At 59.0% G+C, this 22,933-nt stretch carries 13 protein-coding genes; 8 read left to right on the top strand and 5 right to left on the bottom strand.

The features are described 5' to 3' along the window. The 7 genes from nodI (at position 1) to QRQ56_RS27175 (ending at position 9,989) form a co-directional block, all read left to right on the top strand. On the top strand, positions 1 to 915 hold the full coding sequence (gene nodI / locus QRQ56_RS27205) for a nodulation factor ABC transporter ATP-binding protein NodI (RefSeq protein WP_231189077.1): 915 nt from the start codon (positions 1 to 3) through the stop codon (positions 913 to 915). A gap of 3 nt (positions 916 to 918) precedes the next feature. After that, positions 919 to 1,707 carry an ABC transporter permease gene (locus QRQ56_RS27200; protein WP_438744235.1) on the top strand — a complete coding sequence of 263 codons (789 nt, stop codon included), beginning with the start codon at positions 919 to 921 and terminating at the stop codon, positions 1,705 to 1,707. A gap of 197 nt (positions 1,708 to 1,904) precedes the next feature. Continuing rightward, on the top strand, positions 1,905 to 3,917 hold the full coding sequence (locus QRQ56_RS27195) for a carbamoyltransferase family protein (RefSeq protein ID WP_438744234.1): 2,013 nt from the start codon (positions 1,905 to 1,907) through the stop codon (positions 3,915 to 3,917). Between the two features lie 120 nt (positions 3,918 to 4,037). Beyond that, the gene (locus QRQ56_RS27190; RefSeq protein WP_438744288.1) at positions 4,038 to 5,057 is read left to right on the top strand and encodes a nodulation protein NodZ; all 1,020 of its coding nucleotides are present in this window, start codon (positions 4,038 to 4,040) and stop codon (positions 5,055 to 5,057) included. Positions 5,058 to 5,877: 820 nt separating this feature from the next. Further along, on the top strand, positions 5,878 to 6,714 hold the full coding sequence (locus tag QRQ56_RS27185) for an SDR family oxidoreductase (RefSeq protein WP_198959219.1): 837 nt from the start codon (positions 5,878 to 5,880) through the stop codon (positions 6,712 to 6,714). A 246-nt stretch (positions 6,715 to 6,960) separates the two neighbouring features. Next, complete coding sequence (gene nifA / locus QRQ56_RS27180) at positions 6,961 to 8,715, top strand: nif-specific transcriptional activator NifA (RefSeq protein WP_438744232.1); 1,755 nt, start codon at positions 6,961 to 6,963, stop codon at positions 8,713 to 8,715. 416 nt (positions 8,716 to 9,131) lie between these two features. After that, a complete protein-coding gene (locus QRQ56_RS27175; RefSeq protein ID WP_438744230.1) occupies positions 9,132 to 9,989 on the top strand; it encodes an electron transfer flavoprotein subunit beta/FixA family protein in 858 nt (285 codons plus the stop codon). A gap of 618 nt (positions 9,990 to 10,607) precedes the next feature. On the opposite strand, the gene QRQ56_RS27170 is transcribed toward QRQ56_RS27175, so the two are convergent. Next, positions 10,608 to 11,924 (bottom strand): MFS transporter, encoded by a 1,317-nt coding sequence (locus tag QRQ56_RS27170; protein ID WP_438744228.1) that lies wholly within the window; start codon positions 11,922 to 11,924, stop codon positions 10,608 to 10,610. Positions 11,925 to 11,948: 24 nt separating this feature from the next. On the opposite strand from QRQ56_RS27170, the gene QRQ56_RS27165 reads away from it, so the two are divergent. Then, the gene (locus QRQ56_RS27165; RefSeq protein ID WP_438744226.1) at positions 11,949 to 12,230 is read left to right on the top strand and encodes a hypothetical protein; all 282 of its coding nucleotides are present in this window, start codon (positions 11,949 to 11,951) and stop codon (positions 12,228 to 12,230) included. Between the two features lie 436 nt (positions 12,231 to 12,666). Here the strand turns inward: QRQ56_RS27165 and glmS are convergent, their stop codons facing one another. The 4 genes from glmS to QRQ56_RS27145 all read right to left on the bottom strand — a co-directional run bounded on the left by glmS (position 12,667) and on the right by QRQ56_RS27145 (position 21,784). Next, on the bottom strand, positions 12,667 to 14,493 hold the full coding sequence (gene glmS, locus QRQ56_RS27160; protein WP_438744224.1) for a glutamine--fructose-6-phosphate transaminase (isomerizing): 1,827 nt from the start codon (positions 14,491 to 14,493) through the stop codon (positions 12,667 to 12,669). Positions 14,494 to 14,701: 208 nt separating this feature from the next. After that, entirely contained in the window at positions 14,702 to 15,685 is a 984-nt protein-coding gene (fcl, locus tag QRQ56_RS27155) for a GDP-L-fucose synthase (RefSeq protein WP_438744223.1), read from the bottom strand. Next, positions 15,666 to 16,751 carry a GDP-mannose 4,6-dehydratase gene (gmd, locus tag QRQ56_RS27150; RefSeq protein WP_438744221.1) on the bottom strand — a complete coding sequence of 362 codons (1,086 nt, stop codon included), beginning with the start codon at positions 16,749 to 16,751 and terminating at the stop codon, positions 15,666 to 15,668. Before gmd ends, fcl begins: the two co-directional genes overlap by 20 nt. A 3,146-nt stretch (positions 16,752 to 19,897) precedes the next feature. After that, on the bottom strand, positions 19,898 to 21,784 hold the full coding sequence (locus tag QRQ56_RS27145) for a hypothetical protein (protein WP_438744220.1): 1,887 nt from the start codon (positions 21,782 to 21,784) through the stop codon (positions 19,898 to 19,900). Between the last annotated feature and the right edge of the window lie 1,149 nt (positions 21,785 to 22,933).

Raw genomic sequence — 22,933 nt, 5'->3', positions numbered from 1 at the left:
ATGTCAAGCCCGGCAATCGACCTTTTCGAGGTGAGTAAGTCCTACAAGGACCGGACCGTCGTGGACGCTCTTTCGTTTACGGTCTCGCCAGGAGAGTGCTTCGGTCTGCTGGGACCAAACGGCGCGGGTAAAAGCACGCTTGCGCGATTGATCCTCGGTGTTGCATCGCCCGACGCAGGTAAGATCTACGTGCTTGGCGAGCCGGTGCCGGCACGTGCGCCGTTGGCGCGTCGGGGCATCGGGGTTGTCCCACAGTTCGATAACCTCGATCTTCAGCTCACCGTGCGCGAAAACTTGCTCGTATTCGGTCGCTACTTCGGCATGAGCGCGACCGAGGTCAAAGCGGTGACGCCGTCACTGCTCGAATTCGCTCGCTTGGAGAACAAGGCGGACGCGCGCGTCGCCGAACTGTCCGGCGGCATGAAGCGGCGACTGACGCTGGCACGTGCCCTCATTAACGACCCGCAGCTCTTGGTGCTTGACGAGCCGACGACTGGCCTCGATCCGCACGGCCGGCACCTCATCTGGGAACGCTTGCGCTGGCTATTAGCGCGCGGCAAAACGATTCTTCTCACCACCCATTTCATGGAAGAGGCGGAGCGATTGTGCGACCGCCTGTGCGTGCTTGAGCACGGCGGCAAGATCGCCGAAGGGCAGCCTCATGCTCTGATCGAGCAGCAGATCGGGTGTCAGGTGATCGAGATTTACGGTGGTAACCCGCATGAGTTGCTGCCGCTGGTCAGAACCCAAGTGCAGCACGCTGAGGTGAGCGGGGAGACGCTGTTTTGCTATGCCGCGGATCCCGAGCAGGTGCGTCGCCGGCTTGCCAACCGTCCGGATCTCCGTCTTCTGCAGCGACCTCCAAATCTGGAGGATGTCTTCTTGCGGCTAACCGGGCGAGAGATGAAGGACTGAACGATGTGGCAACGTTTTGCGCCCGCGCTCCCTGCTAATCCATGGAACTGGATCGCGGTATGGCGCCGCAACTTTCTGGTCTGGCGGAAAGTCGCTCTGGCATCGATTCTTGGGAATCTGGCCGAGCCGATGAGCTCTCTGTTCGGTCTTGGCTTTGGCCTCGGAATGATCGTAGGTGGCGTTGAGGGAACTTCATACATTGCGTTTCTGGCGGCTGGCATGGTCGCCACAAGCGCAATGGTCTCCTCAACCTTTGAAACCATCTATGGGGCTTACGCTCGCATGCAGACAGGTTGCACGTGGGAGGCGGTGCTCTGTACGCCTCTCACGCTCGGCGACATTGTTCTAGGTGAAGTGGCATGGGCAGCAAGCAAGGCCTTGCTCGCCGGGACCGCGATCACGATTGTTGCCGTCGCGCTGGGGTATGCAGAGTGGTCGTCCATTCCCTATGCGTTACCAGCCATCGCCCTCACTGGCGTTGCTTTCGCGAGCCTCGCAATGGTCGTTTCCGCTCTTGCACCGAGCCACGACTATTTCATCTTCTACCAGTCCCTTATCCTCACGCCCATGATGTATTTGAGCGGGGCGATCTTCCCAATCAACCAGCTGCCAGGTTCATTTCAACGCATCGCGGCTTTGTTGCCCCTGACACATTCGGTCGATCTCATTCGTCCAGCAATGCTCGGTCGGCCGGTCGACAGCGTCGGTTTGCATGTGGGCACACTGTGCATCTACGCAGCCATTCCCTTCATCGTCTCAGCTGCGCTGCTTCGGCAACGCCTGATGCGGTGAGAGGAACAAGACCTAAAGCGAAGCGTCGCGCGTGCGAGATCAGACACGAACGTAACGAACTTTCGGTTCGCGGCCGACGCTTATACGAGCCTCGTTTCGTTGGCGATGCCTGCGGCCCCGCGGCGACGTGCAGCCTACTCGCCAAGCAAGCGAGATGAAATAGGCCAACAGGCCTCTCAAAATGAACGGAGAACAAGATGCTGTGTCTAGGATTGAGTGGCGGGCTTGACAGGGTCTATGAAAACCCGCTGCAACTACCGAACACGTTTCTGCACGACGGCGCCGCGGTGCTCGTCAAGGACGGTCGCGTGATCGCCGCCGTTGAAGAGGAGCGCCTCAACCGCATCAAACATTCGAACAAGCTCCCGAGCAGTGCGATTGAATACTGTCTAGCAGCCGCGGGTGTGGAGCTTCGCGACGTCGATCGTATTGCGTTCTACGCGACTGAAGCCTACTGCAATTCGATGCTCGAACGGTTGTTCATCTCACAACCTGAGATCTCAATTCCGCTGGATGCGAATCTCCTGTTGCGGCACCTTCTCGCGGCAGAGTTCGGTACCCAAGTTGACCCTTCGCGGGTGTCATTCGTAGGCCATCATCAGGCCCATGCCGTAAGCGCTTTGGCAATGTCCGGTTTTGAAGAAAGCCTGGTTCTCGCGATCGACGGCTGTGGCGACTTCCTCTCGGGTCTGTTGGCGGTGGGGTCGGGCACCGAAATGACCGAGCTCATGACGTTTCCAGAGACCAACTCTCTCGGACTGTTCTATCTGGAAACGATCCGATACCTCGGCTACGGCCTGTTCGACGAATATAAGGTCATGGGATTGGCTCCTTATGGAGATCCCGCTCGCTATCGCGAGCTTTTCTCCCAATTTTATGAGCTCTCCCCCAACGGTGCCTACCGCGTTCACCTCGACCGTATCGGCCCGGCATTGCTGCGCAATATCGAGGTCCGGCGAAAGGGAATGCCGTTCACGCAACAACACCGAGATGTGAGCGCTTCATTGCAGGAGGCGCTGGAGCGGATCGTCTTTCACATTCTTCGGCATTATCGTGAGCAGACCGGAATGAAACGGTTGTGCCTGGCTGGCGGGGTAGCCCACAACTGCACGCTAAACGGAAAACTGCTGTACTCAGGGCTGTTCGAAGAGATTTTTGTGCAGCCGGCCTCGCATGATGCCGGATGCGCATTGGGTGCGGCGATGATGGTATCGAACGAGGCCGGGCAGGCTCCGCCCCGCGAGCGACTACAGGCGGTTTATTGGGGGCCCGATGTCGGCAGCGACGACAGCATTGAACAGGAACTGAAGGGATGGGCCGGACACCTCGAGATTGAACGGACCGCTGACGTCGCAGCTAGAGCAGCCGAGTGGATCGCTGATGGCGCTGTGATCGGGTGGGTACAGGGCCGGTCCGAGTTCGGCCCTCGTGCGCTCGGCAACCGCAGCATTCTTGCGGACCCCAGGCCCGCGGCAAACAAGGACCGGATCAATGCGATGGTCAAGAAGCGCGAGAGTTATCGACCGTTCGCGCCATCGGTTCTCGAGGAGGATGCGGGCGCGTTCTTTGAATTGCCGGATGGTCGCGCAGAATATCCCTTCATGAATTTCGTCGTGCGCGTGCGCGAATCCATGCGTGCATTGCTGGGCGCGATCACGCATATCGATGGTACGGCTCGGCTGCAAACGGTGTCCCGCACGAGCAATGCCGCCTATTGGGAACTTATCAGCGCGTTCAAAGCTCGAACGGGCGTCCCGATTCTGCTTAATACGTCGTTCAACAACAATGCCGAACCGATCGTAGATTCCGTTGCCGATGCGATTACGGCGTTTTTGTCGACCGAGCTGGATGGCCTTGTGGTCGGGTCATTCCTCATCAAAAAGCGGGCAACAACGCTCGAAAATTGGACCGCACTCGCTGTATCACTGCCGCCCCATGTATCTCTTTACCGGGTTCGCGCTCATGCGGGCCGAGACCGCCAGGAGACAATCTGCGAGATCCGCATGGGTCACTCCAGCCATGACAGCGTACGCGTCTCGCATGACCTATTCGACATGCTGATGCAAATCGAGAAGGAAGCTGTTCTGGCCGATCTTCTCGCCAGGGTCACCTCTGACAGGACCAGGCGCGAAGCTCTCCTGAACGAACTGCGCGGGCTGTGGGATCAGCGTCGTATTCGGCTGCATCCGTCACAGACTGGGCCGTCGTAAAAGGTGCCTAATGTGACACCTCTAGCATGACCTGCCAATCGCAGTGCCGTGCAGGATGAGTTTGCGGGTTGGGTGACTTGCGTCCAGGTGACCAGCGCCCGGCGTAGATCGGCATCGCGGATGAGTTGGTGCGCCACACTCGCGCAACGAGAAGGGTTTGATAACGTGACGAAGGAACGCTTTGTTGTTTCTCGGAGGCGCACCGGCTTTGGTGATTGCCTCTGGTCGTTGGCATCAGCCTGGTCGTACGCGCAGCGGACCGGGCGAACGCTCGTTATTGACTGGCGCGGTTCCTGTTATGTCGACCAACCGTTCAGCAATGCCTTTCCGGTGTTCTTCGAGCCGGTTGAGGAGATCGCTGGCGTGCCGGTGATTTGCGATGACAGGCTCAACCAGCTCTCGCTTCCCGGCCCGTTCTTCCCGCCGTGGTGGAATAGGCCATCGATCGACTGTATCAATCGTCCGGACGAGCAGATCTTCCGAGAACGTGACGAACTGACTGAGCTGTTCCAAGCAGGAGACGATAACGAGGCCAACACCATTGTCTGTGACGCTTGCCTGATGTGGCGTTGTGGTGAGGAAGCCGAACGACTGATCTTCCGAAACATCAAACTCAGGTCTGAGATTCGAGCGCGGATCGAGGACTTGTATGAGCAACACTTTAGCGGCCATAGTATCATCGGCGTTCATGTTCGGCACGGCAATGGCGAAGATATCATGGGGCATGCTCCGTACTGGGCCGATTCGGAGCTCGCTCTTCGTCAGGTCTGCATGGCAATCCGTAAAGCCATGGCTTTGCCATATCCAAAGCCTATTAAGATCTTCCTGTGCACGGATAGCGCACAGGTGCTCGATCACATATCGGGTCTGTTTCCCGATATCTTCGCCGTACCAAAACGGTTCCAGGCCGATCTGGCAGGGCCGTTGCATAGTGCGGAAATGGGAACTGAAGGTGGAGCTTCCGCGCTCATCGACATGTATCTGCTTGCGCGATGCGCCACCGTGATCCGCTTTCCCCCCACCAGCGCCTTTACGCGCTATGCCCGTCTGCTCGTGCCACGCATTATTGAATTCGATCTGAGCAATCCGGAGCAGTTGATCCTGGTCGATAATCCATACGAGCATTTCGCGGCTTCATGAGGTGCCGCGAATCTGAACCTGAGCAATCGTCGCCTAGATCGTCGGCCTGATACTGGTGGCTTCCACAGCATCGGGTTTCGCAACGTCCGCAGCTGAGGGCTGACCGACGCACTGCCGGGATGCAGTGGTACAGCGAATGCCCGGCGAAGCGTAGGCCAATGCCGGCGAGCTCGGCGGCCTTGTCCCGGGATACGTCGGACCGCGACGTGTAAGTCGACTGGCCGGAGAAAAGGTTAGGGTCCCGGCATCGCCGGGCCGAAACCGCCATCGGTGGCCACGCGGTGAAGAGCACGGTAATGGTGGCCCGGGCCGCCGAGGAATCTGACGTAGCAGACGGTCACGTCAGAATGTCCCAGCAGCAAGGACGCGCGTCAGATAGACGTATCGCCGTTTCTGCGTTAATCCCTTCGCGGTCAGCTCGTCTTCTGGACGACGGCCTTGTTCATGCGCTGGTTGCGAAATACTTTCGACCGCAGCTGATCAACGGCACGAGCCCCAGCCCATCGATGTCGAACCAGAGCCGCATCTGCGGCGGCGCGTCCAACCGAGGAAATTGAACGAACTGGCCATCGATCCTGATCTCCGCACAAGGCAGCTAAACTATCTCCGCCAATTCGAATGAGCCACAGACCACCCCTGGAGTGCGACCCAGTCAACGCGCCCGGGGCGCTTGACGCGGCGTTGCTGTTGTCGAAAAGCAAACAGGCCAGATGTTCAGAACCTGCCATTTGTCGCACAAGTGCGCCCCTTATGCCCTGCGCCGCTTTGGCCCGGATCCTGCACCAGGTGCACAGCCGATGGGAGCGGAAGGGAGCCGCGTGTGAATCTAGATCTACCAGATGACAAAGCGGTCGTACCTCAATCGTCGGAAACGGACCCTAGCGGTCCAATTCACGCCGATCGAGCGGGCCGTCCGCTGCGTGAGCGAAAGACGCTGGTATTGACCGGGGCATCGCGCGGTATCGGTCGCGCCACCGGAAAATTGTTTTTGAAAGCCGGTTGGCGCATCATTTCTTGCGCGCGCCAACCATTGGACGCGGCGCGTCGCCCATCAGACTCAGAGGGCGACAGCTATATCGAAGTCGACCTGGGCGATCATCGGATGCTGCCGCGCGTGATTGCCGAGATCAAGGAGCGCCTTGCTGGCGCACCGTTGCACGGACTGGTAAACAATGCCGGCAACTCACCAAAAGCGGCAAACGGTACCAGGCTGACATCGCTGGCGACCTCAGTCGACACTTGGATGAGCGTGTTCCACCTCAATCTGGTGGCACCGATCCTACTCGCTCAAGGCCTGTTCGACGAATTGAAAAGGGCGTCAGGCTCGATCGTCAACGTGACGTCGATCGCCGGCTCGCGGGTGCATCCATTTGCTGGCTCGGCATATGCGACTTCGAAAGCTGCGCTCGCTTGTCTCACGCGCGAAATGGCCCACGATTACGCCGCGCATGGCATTCGCGTCAATGCGATCGCGCCCGGCGAAATCAAGACGGACATTTTGTCGCCTGACACGGAAGCGCATCTTGTGCCAAAGATCCCACTCCGCCGAGTGGGTACACCCGAAGAGGTCGCCAAGGTCATTTTCTTCCTATGTTCAGATGCGGCAAGTTATGTCACCGGCGCCGAAGTGCCGATCAATGGCGGGCAACACTTATAATTCAATCAGCCCCTAAAGAGCCCCGGCTGTTCTGAGCGTCTTCGATGGAAGTCATGTTGGCCGGGGTGAATCCGCGCAGCGAGTTGGAAAACAAGGCGGCAAAGCGAGTTACTCTAAGTGCTGCCGACGTGCCATGAAGAGGGGTAATCTCTCGTCCCGCCCTGAGAACTGGATGTCAGATCGGGCATGCAACACGAATCCAACAAGTCCGATGGGGAGGATCGAGAAAGGAACGGAGAAGTCGTCATGCTAGACAGCATTTCCCTGCGCGAAAAGCCAAACTCAACCTCCGACGCGGACGCTTCCGCTTGTATTGTGCGGTCCCAAGAGAAATCGCTAAGCACGATTGTTCAAATAGCGCACACGCTCACTGGCCTATGTCGGCTCGAGGCTAAGCTGGCGAGCGTCATCGAGCGCCTGGGATCGCTCGTGCGGATGCGGCGCGGCATCGTATGTCTGTTCGAGCATGACGGCGGGCCGGAGATCATCGTAGAGGACGGCAGGAGCGAAGACCGCGATGCGCGCTGCCGGGTGCGCTTGCCGCAAGGAGCAATCGATCAAATCGTCGCGTCGGGGCAGCCGCTCGTCGTGGAGAATGTAGCGCTGCATTCGGCCTTCAGTTCTTCGGAGATCGATATGCTAAATGCCGGCGGTCATACGCGTGTTGCGTTCATCGGCGTTCCCATAGATGTTGACGGCAAAGTTGTGGGTACGCTGAGCATCGACCGCATCGCGGACAATGGAACGCGTGCGCAGCTCGAGGACGACCTCGGTCTTCTGACGATGGTCGCCAGCCTGCTGGGCCAGACGACGAAGCTGCATTGCTCGTTTGTGCGCGATCGCGGACGTCTTATGGACGAGGAGTTTCGGCTGCAGAAGCAACTTTCCGAGCTCAAGCCTCATGGGCGGGACCGTAAGAAGGTCCAAGTCGAGGGAATTATCGGCGACAGCCCGGCGCTGCGCGCGCTACTTGACAAGATCGAGGTGATCTCAAAATCAAATAGCACGGTTTTGTTGCGTGGCGAATCGGGTACCGGCAAAGAGCTGGTCGCGAAGGCTATTCACGAGCGTTCAGCGCGCGCCAAACGCCCCTTTATCAAGCTGAATTGCGCAGCCCTCACAGAGACGGTGCTGGAATCCGAATTGTTCGGACACGAGAAGGGGGCGTTTACGGGCGCATTCAACGCGCGCAAGGGGCGCTTCGAGATCGCCGACAAGGGAACGTTGTTTCTGGATGAGATTGGAGAGATCTCGGGCTCGTTCCAGGCGAAGCTCCTGCGCGTGCTTCAGGAGCAGGAATTCGAGCGGGTGGGCGGCAATCAGACGATCAAAGTCGACGTCCGCGTGATTGCGGCCACGAACAAGAATCTTGAAGAGGCGGTGGCCAGGAACGAGTTTCGTGCCGATCTCTATTACCGCATCAGCGTGGTTCCTCTGCTATTGCCGCCGCTGCGCGAAAGACGCACTGATATTCCGCTTCTCGCCGCTCGTTTTTTGAAGAACTTCAACGATGAGAACGGCCGTGCCCTGGTATTCGATTCAAGTGCGATTGAGGTCCTCATGAATTGCGGATTTCCCGGCAACGTCCGTGAGCTCGAAAACTGCGTGCAGCGGACCGCGACGCTAGCGCTAGGATCGTCGATCGTAAGAGATGATTTTGCGTGCTGCCATGGGCAATGCCTGTCGGCCTTGCTATGGAAGGGTGGACCGGCGGAAGTGGCGCGACAGCCGAGCCCGACAATCGCACCGCCCGCGAGGCTGAGCATGCCGGCAACGGAAGCCGCGACACCCGTTCGGCCGGTGAGCAGCGAGCTGACGCCGCTAGGGCCGCCTGGGCGCCCCGTGGTAGGTGCCGCGAAAGTCACCGATCGCGAGCGCGTCATCGCAGCCATGGAAAGATCCGGGTGGGTACAGGCGAAGGCGGCGCGCCTGCTTGGACTGACCCCGCGCCAGATTGGCTACGCCTTGCGAAGACACGGCATCGAGATCAAACGCTTCTGAGCCAAGCGTCGAGCTCGCTCCTCTCTCTCTCTCTCGCTCGGTCGACTGGCATAGGAGAGCGTGGAAAAGAGGCGGTCGCCAGCTCGGATGCATGACGGGGATGCTAGCGTTGTGCCTTGGGTTGGGATTTACTCGCCGGCGACGCGTAGGGCGTCTTCGCTTCGGCCAGTCTTGTCATCGTCTGTTTGCAACGTACGCGACCTGAAAATGGCTTTGGCGTCGAAGCGGCGCGTGATCGCTGCGGCTCCGTTGCCGCCCCTGACTCCGATCAGCTTGAGATCACGCCGGTGCGTAAACCATCGCAGTTGCGACAACCGGCTCGTCGTCAGCCTGCATTCATTCCTCGTTGGCGAAATGCCTTGGATGGTATGACATTTGCTGCGTCGGGAGTCGGCTCGGCATCTTAGGAGAAGTACATGCACAGCATCGTCTGCATCAAACAAGTCCCCGACTCCGCGCAAATCCGCGTGCACCCTGTTACGAATACGATCATGCGCCAGGGCGTGCCGACAATCATCAACCCCTATGATCTCTTCGCATTGGAAGCTGCGCTCGAGCTAAGAGATCAATTCGGCGGCGAAGTCACCGTCCTGACAATGGGACCGCCGTCGGCCGAAGAATCTCTCCGAAAGGCACTGACATTTGGTGCCGATCGCGCTGTCCTGCTCACCGACCGTAGCTTCGCGGGCTCGGATACGCTGGCGACGAGTTACGCGTTGGCGAGCGCGATTCGCAACATCGGCAAGGAATATGGCCCACCGGACGTCATATTCACCGGCAAGCAGACGATCGACGGCGATACGGCGCAGGTGGGACCTGGCATTGCAAGGCGGCTCGGGGTCCAGCAGCTCACTTATGTTTCCACGATCAAAGCGTTGGACCTCAAGCTACGGACCATCGAGGCCGAACGGCGCTGCGAAGGGGGCGTCCAGGTGTTGGGTTCCAAGCTGCCGTGTCTCGTCAGCATGTTAGAGGCAACAAATCAAATTCGCCGCGGCGCAATGATAGATGCGTTGCGTGCCGCCCGCACCACAATCGTAAAATGGAGCGCCCAAAGTGCTGGCGTGGATGACATGGCCAATTGCGGTCTGAGGGGATCGCCGACCGTGGTCAAGCGTGTGTTCGCGCCCTCCGCGCGAGCGGAGAAGGCGACGTGGGTGGAGGCGGCCGAGCAGCCGGCCCAAGCATTGATCGACGCTATGTTCAAGCGCAACCCTATGCTCGAAACGGAGCTCGCACAGCTCGCCTCAGCTGCGCAAGCTCGCGGTGCGTGAAGTCACGGCTGATCGAGCGCAGCGAGCAACAGCCTGGGTCTGGTTACGCATTGGCCCATCGCTCGTTGTACAGGCACGACCAAACTTCTCGACCACTCCCCGTCAGATGCGACAAGAAGGTGAGCCTTCAACCTGCGTATCCGAGCGCCGAGAGGTCGGTATCGGACCAGGATACAAGACGGCCCGCTACGCTAACGTTTGTCGCTACCTGCGAGACGACCAGTCCGCTGGGGAATTCACGCACCCGACGATGTGCGCCTTCGACTTTTGTGGCGGCCGCACAGAATATTAGAGCGTGGAGCTCGCGCGAGGGATGCCGGTCCTCGCGGGAAATCCGCCGTGTTTCACGCGACTGCAAGTGCGGGCAGCGCACCGTCCGACCACCGGACGGAATCGAGGTTGGCTGATAAGCTCAGCCTTTCCCGGTCAACATCACCGCCAGCTCGTCCCTATACCCCCCAGATCACATAGGAAGAACCGTGATCGGCAGAACGGCCGCGCACCATCGTGAAAATCAACGCAGGGATAGTCGCGCACCAACTTCAGTTCAGCCTTGGGCCCCCAACGTCCCGCGGGCGCGCGTGCTAACGCGTGGTAAATTGCGCGCTTACCGCCGGGTTAGGCCGCTCGGGTCGCAACGGCTTTCGCAACTCTCTTGGTGTTTCCTGGATAAATCGTGAGCGCGGCGATAATGCCGAGCAAAGCCGCAAACATCAACCAGAAACCGGGCGACGCCTTGTCATCTGTCCGGTCGATCAGCCAAGTCGATGCAAGCGGCGTAAACGTGCCAAACAGAGCCGCGGCGAGTGCGAACGCCAAAGAAAAGCAAGTTGTGCGAATGTGCTTCGGCACGATTTCGACCAGAGCGCCCAACATGGCGCCGCTATAGGTGCCAAAGTAAAACGAGAACATCATCTCCACGATCAGCATCTTGCCAAAGCTTGGGTCCGTTACAAGCCAAGACAACGCTGGATATGCAGTCACCAAGGCTAGGCCGGCAATGGTCAGCAGGACCGGTTTCCGGCCGATTCTGTCGGAAATCGCGCCGCCAATTGGGTTCCACATGAAGTTCGTCACCGCGACCAAAAGCGTCACCAAGAGCGTGTTCTGCGAGGACAACTGCAATACGTGCCTGCCGAACGTAGGCGTGTACACCGTCACGAAATAGAATGTCGTGGTCGTCAGCATCGCGATCATCATGCCGAGAATGACGATGCGCCAGTTCGCAAGTGTGGAGGCAAAGACCTCGCGGGCCGTTGGGTGGTTCTTCATGACCAGAAACTCCGGAGTTTCCTCCAGCGTCCGGCGCAGGAAGAAGATAAGCGGTACGATCAAGCAGCCAAGGAAGAACGGGATCCGCCAGCCCCAAGCGGCAACCATTTCGGCCGGAAGTGCTTCGCTCAAAAAATATCCGATAAGAGCCGCGACAAAGATCGCAACCTGCTGGCTCGAGGACTGGAAAGATGTGTAAAAGCCGCGGTTGCCCGGAGTGGCAATCTCGGAGAGGTAAACGGAAACACCACCAACCTCAACGCCGGCAGAAAAGCCCTGCAACAGCCGTCCGAACAGCACGATCGCAGGTGCGGCAATGCCGATCGTCGCATAGCCCGGACAAAAGGCGATGATGATGGTGCCAATGGCCATGATCGAAAGCGTGATGATCAGGCCTTGCCGACGGCCAATCTGGTCAATATAGGCTCCAAGCACGATCGCACCAACAGGTCGCATCAAGGCACCCAGCCAGAACACACCGAAGGTGTTAAGCAGTGAAGCGGTTTCGCTTCCTGATGGAAAGAACGCGTTTCCGATGGCACTGGCGTAGAACCCGAACAAGAAGAAGTCGAACTGCTCGAGGAAGTTGCCGCTCGTGGCACGTAAGATGGCGCCAATGCGCGATTTGGCATTTGAGGCGTGCGCAATGGGCGCTGGTGACATGGCGAGTTTCCTCTCGATTTTGAAATGGCCGCTTCCGGAGAAAATCTCACCGCAGCCGCGTGCAGTTTCATGGCCGCGAATCGGTCATCAGGGCACTGTCGACCAAGCCGTAAGCGCCTGACGTTTCCGGCATATTTTCGGCAATTGCCGCAAACCCTCACAATTTTCGCTCGTTATTCCGCTCGTGCAGCAGGAGTGGCTCTCAAGCTACTGAGCCCTCGGGCAATTCTCGGCGCCAAGGTCGGCGACAAGGTTGTTGTCTTTGGCGTGGCCGAAATTCTCATCAAGCGTACCGATATGCAGTGAAAGGGGAAGGACGAGATCGGTGGCATACAAGCCGCAGCGAGGAGCTCCGTGAGATGTCGTGCTAGAACAGCTCGGGAGCCTGCGATTGGGCCGAACTGCGCTATTATCCCGCCCGATCTCCAGCGATGTCGATATGCTCAAAGTTAACCGGAGGTTCGCCGACTAGGATTTTGTGAGCGCGCCGGCGATCAAGCGCGGCGCCGATGGCCATGCTTGTAAACAGCCCCGTTGTCGTCGAGCGAGGCGCGCCTCGTACTTCAAGTGGCGCTCCGGTTCGTATGCGATCCAAACCCGGCGTCTCCGTAAACAGGGCAAGAACAGGCACAAGCCTCGGTGGCATAGGGGCCTGGAAATGGGCGGCACATCGTGAGTCGATCTGACCGCGGCTTGCGCATTCGGAATCTGACCACGATAACCGAGGTCGCATCACTTTGCCTTATTCGACGGTTACCGATTTCGCGAGATTTCGGGGTTGGTCGACGTCCGTGCCCATGAGGATGGCCGTGTGGTAGGCTAGGAGCTGCACCGGAATCGCATAGGCAATCGAGGTGAATGTCGCACCCATCTCCGGCAACACAATCGTCGCGAGTAAATCCATGGACACGTCTGCGGCTCCCCTGGCGTCCGTTATCAAGATAATCTTGCCACCGCGTGCAGCGACCTCCTGCATGTTCGAGATGGTCTTTTCGAACACCCGGTCGGAAGGAGCGATGACGATTACGGGAACACTCTCGTCGACCAAGGCGATCGGGCCGTGCTTGAGCTCCCCGGCCGCATAGCCCTCGGCGTGAATATAGGAAATCTCCTTCAGCTTCAGTGCCCCTTCTAGTGCCAGTGGAAACGACACGCCGCGACCAAGATATAGCACGTCACGCGATTTGGCGATGTCGCGCGCGAGCTTCTCGATCTGCGGCTCGCTGGCAAGCGCTCTTGAAACTAGCCCGGGAATTTCGATCAGCTCGCGTACCAGATCGATGCTGTCGCTCTCCGACAATTCACCGCGGGCGTTGCCGGCAGCGACCGCCAGCGCCGCCAGGACGACCAGCTGGCATGTGAACGCCTTGGTCGAGGCAACACCGATTTCGGGCCCTGCGAGTGTCGGCAATGCTGTCCCGCTTTCGCGCGCAATGGTCGAACTGGGTACGTTCACGATCGAGAGCGTATGCAGGCCTTGCGATTTGGCGTAGCGGAGCGCGGCCAGCGTATCGGCGGTCTCGCCTGACTGCGAGATGAAGATAGCAAGGTCTCCCTTGCGCATCGGTGCCTCACGATACCGAAATTCGGAGGCGACATCGAGCTCGACCGGAATACGAGCCAGCCGCTCGAACCAGTATTTGGCGATGTGGCCGGCGTAGCCGGCCGTACCGCAAGCTGTGACCAAGATATGTCCGATCTCATTGAAGTCGAACGGAAGCTCCTGCGGCAGTACCACGCTCTCGGTGGCAATATCGACGTAATGGGCAAGCGTATGCCCGATCACCTCTGGCTGTTCGTGGATTTCCTTCGCCATGAAGTGGCGGTAGTTCGCTTTATCGACGAGTGCCGACGACGCGCCAGAGTTCACCACATCCCGGCGGACGACTGTGCCTTGTGCGTCGTAGACCACGCTGAAGTTGCGGTTGAGCACAGCCCAATCGCCATCCTCAAGGTAGGTGATCAAGTCGGTAAGCGGCGCGAGCGCGATAGCATCCGATCCGAGATACATTTCGCCTTCGCCATGCCCGATCGCCAGAGGTGAGCCCTTGCGCGCACCGATCATGAGGTCGTGTTGGCCCTTGAACAGGATTGCAAGCGCAAACGCGCCCACTAGCCGCGGCAGCGACGCTTTTACTGCCTCCTGCGGCGAGCAGCCATTCTTCAGATAAGAGTCGATGAGATGTGCCACCACCTCCGTGTCTGTTTCAGAGGCGAAACAGGCGCCATGCTGTTTCAGCTCCGCGCGCAGCTCCCGGAAATTCTCGATTATGCCGTTATGGACGACTGCAACATTGTCCGTTGCATGCGGATGAGCGTTGTGTTCGGTTGGCTTGCCATGAGTAGCCCAGCGCGTGTGCCCAATCCCGACATGGCCTGAAAGCGGATGGCAGCGAACACGTGTCTCAAGGTTTTTCAGCTTTCCCTCGGCGCGTCGAAGCTCGATATGATTTCCTTTGAGCGTTCCGATGCCAGCTGAGTCGTAGCCGCGATATTCCAGTCGTTTAAGTGAATCGATGAGGCGATCCGCGACCGGACCGCGCCCCAAGATGCCTACAATTCCGCACATGGTAACCAGTTTACCTCAACTTCAAAACAGAGCGTCTCGCAAGACGCGCCTGACCAATTCGCTCGCTATTTATCGACCGGTGTAGTCGTGCCGGCCTTCCATCGCGCACGCGTCACTCGGCGTGCGCGAGCTCAAAGCAACACCGAAACCCAATCGAAGTCGCCAGACGATCCGAAGCAACTTTCTGGGAATCGGACAATGAGCGCCGTCAGCAATTAACAGCTGCATGATTCTCTCCTTTGTCCGATTTGGCCGATACCGCTAAGAAGTCCTGATAGGCCTGCCGCATTCCATCTGTAAGCCATGTCCTCGCGCGCCAGCCGAGCTTTGCGAGGCGGCTGACGTCGAGCAGCTTGCGCGGCGTGCCGTCGGGGCGCGAGGTGTCGAAGGCGATCTCGCCGCTGTAGCCGACGATCTCTGCGACGACGCGCGCGAACTCGGCGATGGTGAGGTCCTCGCCGGTGCCGATGTTGATCAGCTCTGCTCCCGAATAGGTCTTCATCAGGTACACGCAGGCGTCTGCCATGTCGTCGACATAGAGGAATTCGCGCCGTGGCGTGCCGGTGCCCCACACGGCAACGCTCCTGGCACCCGCGACCTTCGCCTCGTGGAAGCGCCGGATCAGCGCCGCGACGACATGGCTCAGTTCGGGATGATAATTGTCGCCGGGGCCGTAGAGATTGGTCGGCATTACGCTGATGAAGTCGCTGCCATACTGGCTGCGATAGGCCTCCACCATCTTGACCCCGGCGATTTTTGCAATTGCATAGGGCTCGTTGGTCGCTTCCAGCGGGCCCTTCAGGACCGCATCTTCTTGCAACGGCTGCGGCGCCAGTTTCGGATAGATGCAGGACGAGCCCAGAAACATTAGCTTCTCGGCGCCGTTCTGGTGCGCGGCCTGGATCACGTTAGCCGCGATCGCAATGTTCTCGTAGATGAATTCTGCACGCAGTGTGTTGTTGGCGGCGATGCCGCCGACCTTTGCCGCGGCGAGGAAGATCACCTGCGGCCGCGTTCTTGCGAACCAGTCGAACACCGCCGCCTGGTTGCACAGATCAACCTCGCGCCGGTCCACGGTGACGAGCTTGACGTCCTCCCGCGCCAGCCGGCGCGCAAGCGCGCTGCCGACCATGCCGCGATGGCCGGCGACGTAGACGCTTTTGCCTTTCAGCTCAAACGGTGCGTTTGCCACTCGCCGCGTCCCGTTTTGCGTCTGCCAGATCGCTTGCCATCATCTCCGCGACGAGCTCTGCAAAGCTCCGCTTCGGCGTCCAGCCAAGCACCTCGCGCGCCTTGCCGGCGTCGCCGACGAGGAGTTCGACCTCGGTGGGGCGGAAATAGGTCGGATCGACCTTCACCACCGTCTTGCCGGTCTTGGTGTCGACGCCGGTCTCTTCGACGCCCTCACCACGCCATGCGATGCGGCGGCCGACTTGCGCGAACGACAGCTCGACCATCTCTCGCACCGAGTGCATCTCGCCGGTGGCGAGCACGAAATCGTCGGGCTTGTCGGCTTGCAGGATCTTGTGCATGCCCTCGACGTAGTCGCGCGCATGGCCCCAGTCGCGCTTGGCTTCGAGATTGCCGAGATAGAGCGTCTCCTCCAGCCCGACCTCGATACGGGCAACAGCGCGCGTGATCTTGCGGGTCACAAACGTCTCGCCGCGGATCGGGCTCTCGTGATTGAACAGGATACCGTTGCTCGCGAACATGCCATAGGCTTCGCGGTAATTCACCGTGATCCAGTAGCCGTAGAGCTTTGCGACGCCGTAAGGCGAGCGCGGATAGAACGGCGTGGTCTCCTTCTGCGGGATCTCCTGGACGAGGCCGTAGAGCTCCGAAGTCGACGCCTGGTAGAACCGCGTCTCCTTCTCTATGCCGAGGATGCGGATCGCTTCCAGCAGGCGGAGTACGCCGATGCCGTCGGCATTGGCCGTGTATTCCGGGCTCTCGAAGCTGACGGCGACGTGGCTCTGGGCGGCGAGATTGTAGATCTCGGTCGGCCGGATCTGCTGCACCAGGCGGATCAGATTGCTCGAATCCGTCATATCGCCGTAGTGCATCAGGAACGGCACGTCGCCGACATGCGGATCCTGGTAGAGATGATCAACGCGCGCGGTGTTGAACGAGGACGAGCGCCGCTTTATGCCGTGCACGACATAGCCGAGCGACAGCAGATGTTCGGAAAGATAGGCGCCGTCCTGGCCGGTCACGCCGGTGATTAGAGCGACCCGCCGTTTGCTCTCTTGGCTTAACAAATGATTCCTCTGCGCAGGCTAATGTCGTCCCCGATCGACGACGTCAATCGCGGCTGGCTCTTCGAAATGCGGAAGCGTCACGCTCTCGAACTGCCGAAGTGTAGACCTCTACAGGTATTGCGTCGATTGCTCAACTGTACGGAGGTAAACCTCCCACCTCGAAAGAGTTTTGAAGGACTATACGAAAGTTTGTAGTCCGGCAGATTTCGTTCGGCCTTCGTCAGGCGCTTCTCTATTGCTTGAGTGCGCTCAATGAATTGCGGCGCAGTCAAAAGGTAAGCAGGCCGTTCGGCCGAGAAGCGTTCTGCAGTCTCTCCATGCTCAGCTCGCGCGTCGAGCCAAGGAGTGTCCCTCATTTCTTGTCCTTGCCTAGAAATTTCGAGTCTTGCTGTTCATCCAGTGCAACTGCGAGCAAGCCCGGCAAACAAAGCCTTGAAAGTTGTTCTCTGTCGCGCAGTCCGTATCATCGATCAATCTCGGGACGATCGTGTTGGTGATCGGATAAGCATAGGTGAAGGCGCGCATATTGCAGTCCCACGGCAGAAACACGCGGGATGAGCTGATCGTGGAGGGAGCCGACTCGGGCTGTTTAAGCACGCGCCGCCTGCTCGAATGCGCCAAAAGGGGCGTGAGCTTAGAGGCGCGCCATCGAAATGGATCGCTGCCTTATCGGGTTTGAACGCCGCCGAGATCAATCTTCGATCGCTCGCGTGTCTAAACTTCCACATCATTTCCGTTCCAAGGCGATCACATGAGGTTTCCAATGGTCGTTCGTCGGGTGTTGAGGGGCTCGTTGCCTGCATCGGCGTTCGGCCCTGGGGCAATCGTCAGGCCTGCATCTCGAGCAGGCCCAGCTCGCGGAGCTAGCGGCAGCTCTCTTGCTGCCGCAATCAGCCGCTTACCATGCCGCGCGCTCGTCCCGGACTACTCGTTGTCATCTAGTCTGCTTTTCGTTTAAGGACGGGCGCGTCCGTCCGACCATGGCATGACGTGCATTCGGACATGGTGATAAGCGCACCATGATGACGGCTTTTGGCGCAGTCCCGTCACAATTGGTTCCCCGCACATATACGCTCTTCCAGGATCGCCATTCTTGAAGCCAACAATTGCCCGACATTGGCCCTCACAATGGTCGACGAGCAACACCGTGTTGGATCCATCGGGTCTTCTCACATCACCGCTCCAGGATAGCGCATCAGTCTCGCGGCCGCTCGTTGGCACTTGGCGCTCGCAACCGTGTTTCGAAGTCTCCAATGCTGGATTGGTCCTTCTTACATCTGGGCAATCGTGACCTCATGCGACTTGGCGATTTGCGTAGACAAAAGAGGAACAGCGTCCTTCGCACTCAGCGCGATCCTCAGCCGCTTTGGCAGAACACCTCTCATGACACGCGATCGGCTTGCTCCGCTTTTGTCCACAGGAATTCTAGGGCGACTGAAGATTGGAGCCAACTAGCAGGGGCACTTTACAATCTGACGCTACGTACGATTCAATCCCCTGCGGGGGTTATCGCGGGAATATGTCACGCCAGGAGCCAGCCGCGACGGGAGGAGGGCGGGAGGCGCTGCGCCAAAGCGGCTGGCCTTCGCTATTCGTCCTCCGCGGAATTGCGCAGCCAGGGTCTGCTCAAGTGTGCCGGCATAGCCACGCCGCGGCGGTGAGGCTGCTGGTCGTGGCAATGAGCGATCACGCGTGTCAATGAAGTTCTTGTAAGGTCCATGGAATAGGAGCGCGCTCGCCGGCCGAATCAAGCGTCCATGGCGAGGATGCTCTGTGGCATCTGTGCGAATTGGCGCCTCGTCTATCCGGCCGAGCTCTCCCGCTACACTGTCTGGATGGGGCTGTTTCCCGGGATTTCTCGGGGCTGGTGCCGCTGGGCAGAATGGGAAACGAGATCCATCGGCAGCGGTTATTCTGGTAATGAGTGCAATTCCCGTCAAGGCACTGAGCAGTGACTTTGCCGTTCCAGACGACTTGGACGATGGACCTCGAAAGGCGACGTCAGGTGCAGGCCGCGTCAGGTCAGCGATGATTGCGGGTTCGATCCATGTGGGGGCCGTCATGCGTTGGAAGACGGCGCCCAAGCGGTGCTCAGCCCTGGTCCCGTTCAGAGCATCGCGGTTTAAGTCCGGATTGGTGCGTTTGCTACAATCGTGGCTGGTCTCCAACAGTTGCTATGGGCGCGTGCAACTCCAGAGCGGCCACGGAAAAGGCGGAAAGTCTGACGGCAATCAAACGGCTGTTGGAACGAGCGGCGCAGCCCATGCTCTCGGATCGCCAAGCAGGGCCTCGTAGGCGCCGATCGGCGCTCCTCCCCATTCATCTTGAGGCGCGAGCGACTGTTAAGCCGGCATTCTCCAGTGCATCCAAGATCCTATCAGCAACCACCCGGGGATCGCGCTGGTCCTCTATGCTCACGCTACAGGCCAAGGTAGCTGCCATGATCGCGTGAGCCGTTTTGCGCTGGAGGCTGTCGTACTCGGCATACTCGCCGCAAATGTTGCAGGTGATCACTGGTCGGCCGGCCCAGGGGTCGTGCATTGCGATCTCGCACCAGTTATCTCCGTGACATTTCTGGCAGAGCATAATTAGAGAGTTCCTTGTGGTTTGAGCTCGCGCTACGTGGTCGTCTGTTGAACGACTGCTTGGCATCCAAAGCTGCAGAAGCCACTGCACTCTGGAGGCGCTGTTGCCGTCCTGAAAAACACGATGTACGCGGGCTCCGGAGCAATCCGCCCGAAAGGGCTGCGGCGTGAGCGAACACTTGATGCATCTCTGCCGAGAGCGGCGGCGATGACGCGCCTCCGTGCTCTTCTGGAAAATCCGTTGAACGCAGAGCGCCGAGCACCTGCAGAGATCTGCCGCGGCCGTTCAATGCACCATTCGACATAGTGCCGCCCGTCAAAACCTCACTACTCACTACGCGTGGATCATTGCCTTTGATGGCTGAAAGTACGACCAGAAATCCGCTCCGCTGAACGAGCTTGCGAGCCCATGTCGTCGCCTATCTCGATCACCTCGCGCCTAAAAGTGTGGTGCCGTTGGTCGCGCCGCTTGCTCGCGTCATCCTGCATTGAGTTATCGTCCTTTGGAGCAGCGTTGCCCTTCGTGCCTTACGAGCGGTGTGCAGCCGTGTTCCGTTTGCTTCAAAACGCCGCATGACATGGTGTTCGTCGTCGGTCACCTAGCGCTGTCCAATTGCCGATAGCCGCAGCGGCTCGATGACAGATCGCCACTTCGGGCCACTTGGCTAACCCATTCGCCAAGTATGCGAGCTCTTGCTCGGTGAAACGCGCAGTCCCGGTGAGGCGGCGCAGGACCTCCTGGGAGATTACGACGGCGACTTCGCGACAGGTGACCTCTTTCGGCCAGTGACTGAACGCACGCATGAGCTGAGCAAGCTCCTGCTCGCTAAAATCACAAACCTGGAAAGTGCGGCGAAGAATCTCCTGCGCGATGGCTACCGTCGCATGGCGAGAGATCTCCTCTTGTCGCCATTTGCTGAAGCCGTTGGCGAGGATCGCCAGTGCTCGACGCGTAAAATGAGAAAGCCGGTCGGAACGGCAGGCCCGAGAAAGGACCTCGTGCGCGATCGCAGTCTTAGCTTCGCGCAGCGGAACTTCCGTTGGCCATTTGCTGAAGCCGTTCAACAGAATAGCCAGTCCTTGCTGCGTAAAATCACAGAGCTGACCGGCCCGTCGGGCGCGGTAAACGACCTCCCGGGCGAGCGCAGCCGTCGCGTCGCGAAGAGACAGCTGTTGTGGCCACTTGCTGAACCCATTTACGAGGTTCGCCAGTGCCTGTTCAGTAATGCAGGAGACGCCGTCGGCGCGGTCACAGCGGGCGAGCACTTCACCGGCAATTTCAATTGTGGCTTGGCGGCAGCTCGGGTGCTGCCGCCATTTGCTAAAACCGTTTACCAGCACTCCGAGTTCCTGGTAACGAAAATAAGAGAGGCGCTCGGCACCGCGAGCGTGACGGATGACTTGATCCGCGATCGCGACGCTCGCCGCGAGACAGGCAACCTCCGCCGTCCATTTGCTGAAGCCGTTTACCAGACTCGCCAACTCATGGTGATCGACGGAAAGCCCGCGACGAACGAGTTCTCCTGCAATCTTGGCGGTGGCTTGCCGAGGCGCGAGCTCGCCCGGCCACCTGCTGAATCCGTTTACGAGCTTAGCCAGGCGCTGCTGACTGAAATCGGAGAGCTGATCGGAGCGGCGGAGAAGTTCGTTGCTGATCGCGATCGCTGCCTTGCGACAACTCGAATCTTCCGGCCGCTTGCTAAAGACGCTGACCAGATTCGCCAGCTGTTCCTGGGTAAAATCGGAGAGTCGATCGCTTCGGCGCACAAGCTCATCTGCGACGATCACAACTGCCGTGTGAAAGCGTTCCTCTGCTAGCCATTTTCCGACGCCGTTCACGAGCAATGATAGATGCCGCGGGGTGAGCGCTGAGAGGCGATCATCCGAACGCGTACGGCAAGAAATCTCAGTCGCGATCCTGAGAGCGGCTTCACGAACCGCCGGTTGATCCGGCCACTTGCTAAAGCCGCTTATCAGCAATGATAGGTGCTGGCCGGTTAGGTCCTGGAGCGGCTCGCTCTTGTCGCGGCAAACTTCAGCAATTCTGATCAGGCCATCGCGGCAGTCGGAAGACGCAGGATGGCGGCCAAATGAACACGCAAAGAGCGAAAGTGATGTGAAGTCGACTTGTTCCATCAGTGCATCACTAAGACGGGAGAGCTGAGCCGCCAGAGCTTTGGAAAGATCGGTACCTGCCTGACCGCCAGACTGCCGGCTGAGCGCATCACATATTGTGGCGTATTTCGATGCTAGCTTGAGGCGGATGTCTTCCTCAAATCGTGGAACAAATGCGATCCTGAACGCGGTCGCGGCCTTTCGCAGGAAGCGTGCGCGATTTGATCTCGTGAGTTGCTTGGAATCGTCGAATAGTGAACCTGAGAATGCGCGCACGTCCTGACAACGGCAAGCGTGGCTGATTGTTGCGAGAAGCTCATCGAGTGTGGCCATCGTTCGATTTGGTGGCTCTGAGTGCTCCGCGCGAACGTGCTGCTCGAAGCGGAGCCGGTCGAGTGAGACTGCTTGTCCAGGGCGCGTCATCTGTCGACCCTTCCCTGGCCAGGATCTCGAACTGAAATCGGATCGCGACATTGCTCACGCAAGCTGACTCGAGTTCGGACAGGTAGCGCTGGCGCCCTCACCCCGTAATGTCTGCTGCACAGGCCAAGTGCGTTCCGTCTGCAAGCCGTCGCTCCCAAGCCATCGGCAGGCGATCGTGGACGCTCGCCCGCAAGAAGACCCTACAATCTGACGCTGCGTCCGATTCAAGCCATTTATGTCGAGAGCCGCGCATTTCGCGCAGAATTCTGCGTGAACGGCCGGTGAAGCCAAATCTCCTCCATCATGCCGCGTGGCCCTTCCAATCGGCCTTCTCAACCGAGGGATTGCAGTGAAGCGTACTCGCCGCGCTTACGTTTCGCCCAGCGGCTTGTCGCATGTCGGACATTAACAAAGCGAGTGACAGCGCTAACGGCAAATGAGGTGCTTTTGTGAAAGCCAGCCTACGGGATCTTACGTAGGGCCCGTGTCGCATTTTCTTGATCTAAACATTGCATCCTCTTTTGCATGAAGCAGAAAAATCTATTCTCAGACGCCAAACATTGGCGAGGCCGTGCGGAAGCGACCCGACTAAAAGCGGAGTCGATCGACGACGACACATCTAGATGCAGGCTCCTCAAGGTCGCTGAGGAATATGACAAGCTGGCTCGCCTCGCGGAGGGGCGGCAAAGAAGCGAGCTTGACGGGCAGTTCTGATCGCTACCGGAGCGAACTGTGACTGCGGCCACCGAAGTCTCGCCGTGTTGGAGCTCGAGGCCCTCTAGGGCTGAACTGCGAAACTTCGTCACGTGTTCCCTGGCCGTGGATCCATTGTGACCGGCCACATAGATGACGCATTGACGGTGTCTCAGGCGGTAACCGGCTAACCGCTCGACATGAAAAGGACTGAGATGAAAGCCCACCGTCAGATCGTCGCAAGAGCAAAGCCTCTCGTTGACGAGCTGGCGATACATTGGCGTCGCTTTGCATCATGTGCTGAAGCCGATGACGTTTGTTTGGTGCCAAACTAGCCGGTTCGCCGGATCATGCCGCGCCAAATGG

Source organism: Bradyrhizobium sp. U531 (assembly GCF_051710265.1).
Taxonomy (GTDB): Bacteria; Pseudomonadota; Alphaproteobacteria; order Rhizobiales; family Xanthobacteraceae; genus Bradyrhizobium.
The sequence above is the reverse complement of the archived record's forward strand: the minus strand, read 5'-3'. Positions and strand labels throughout refer to the sequence as shown.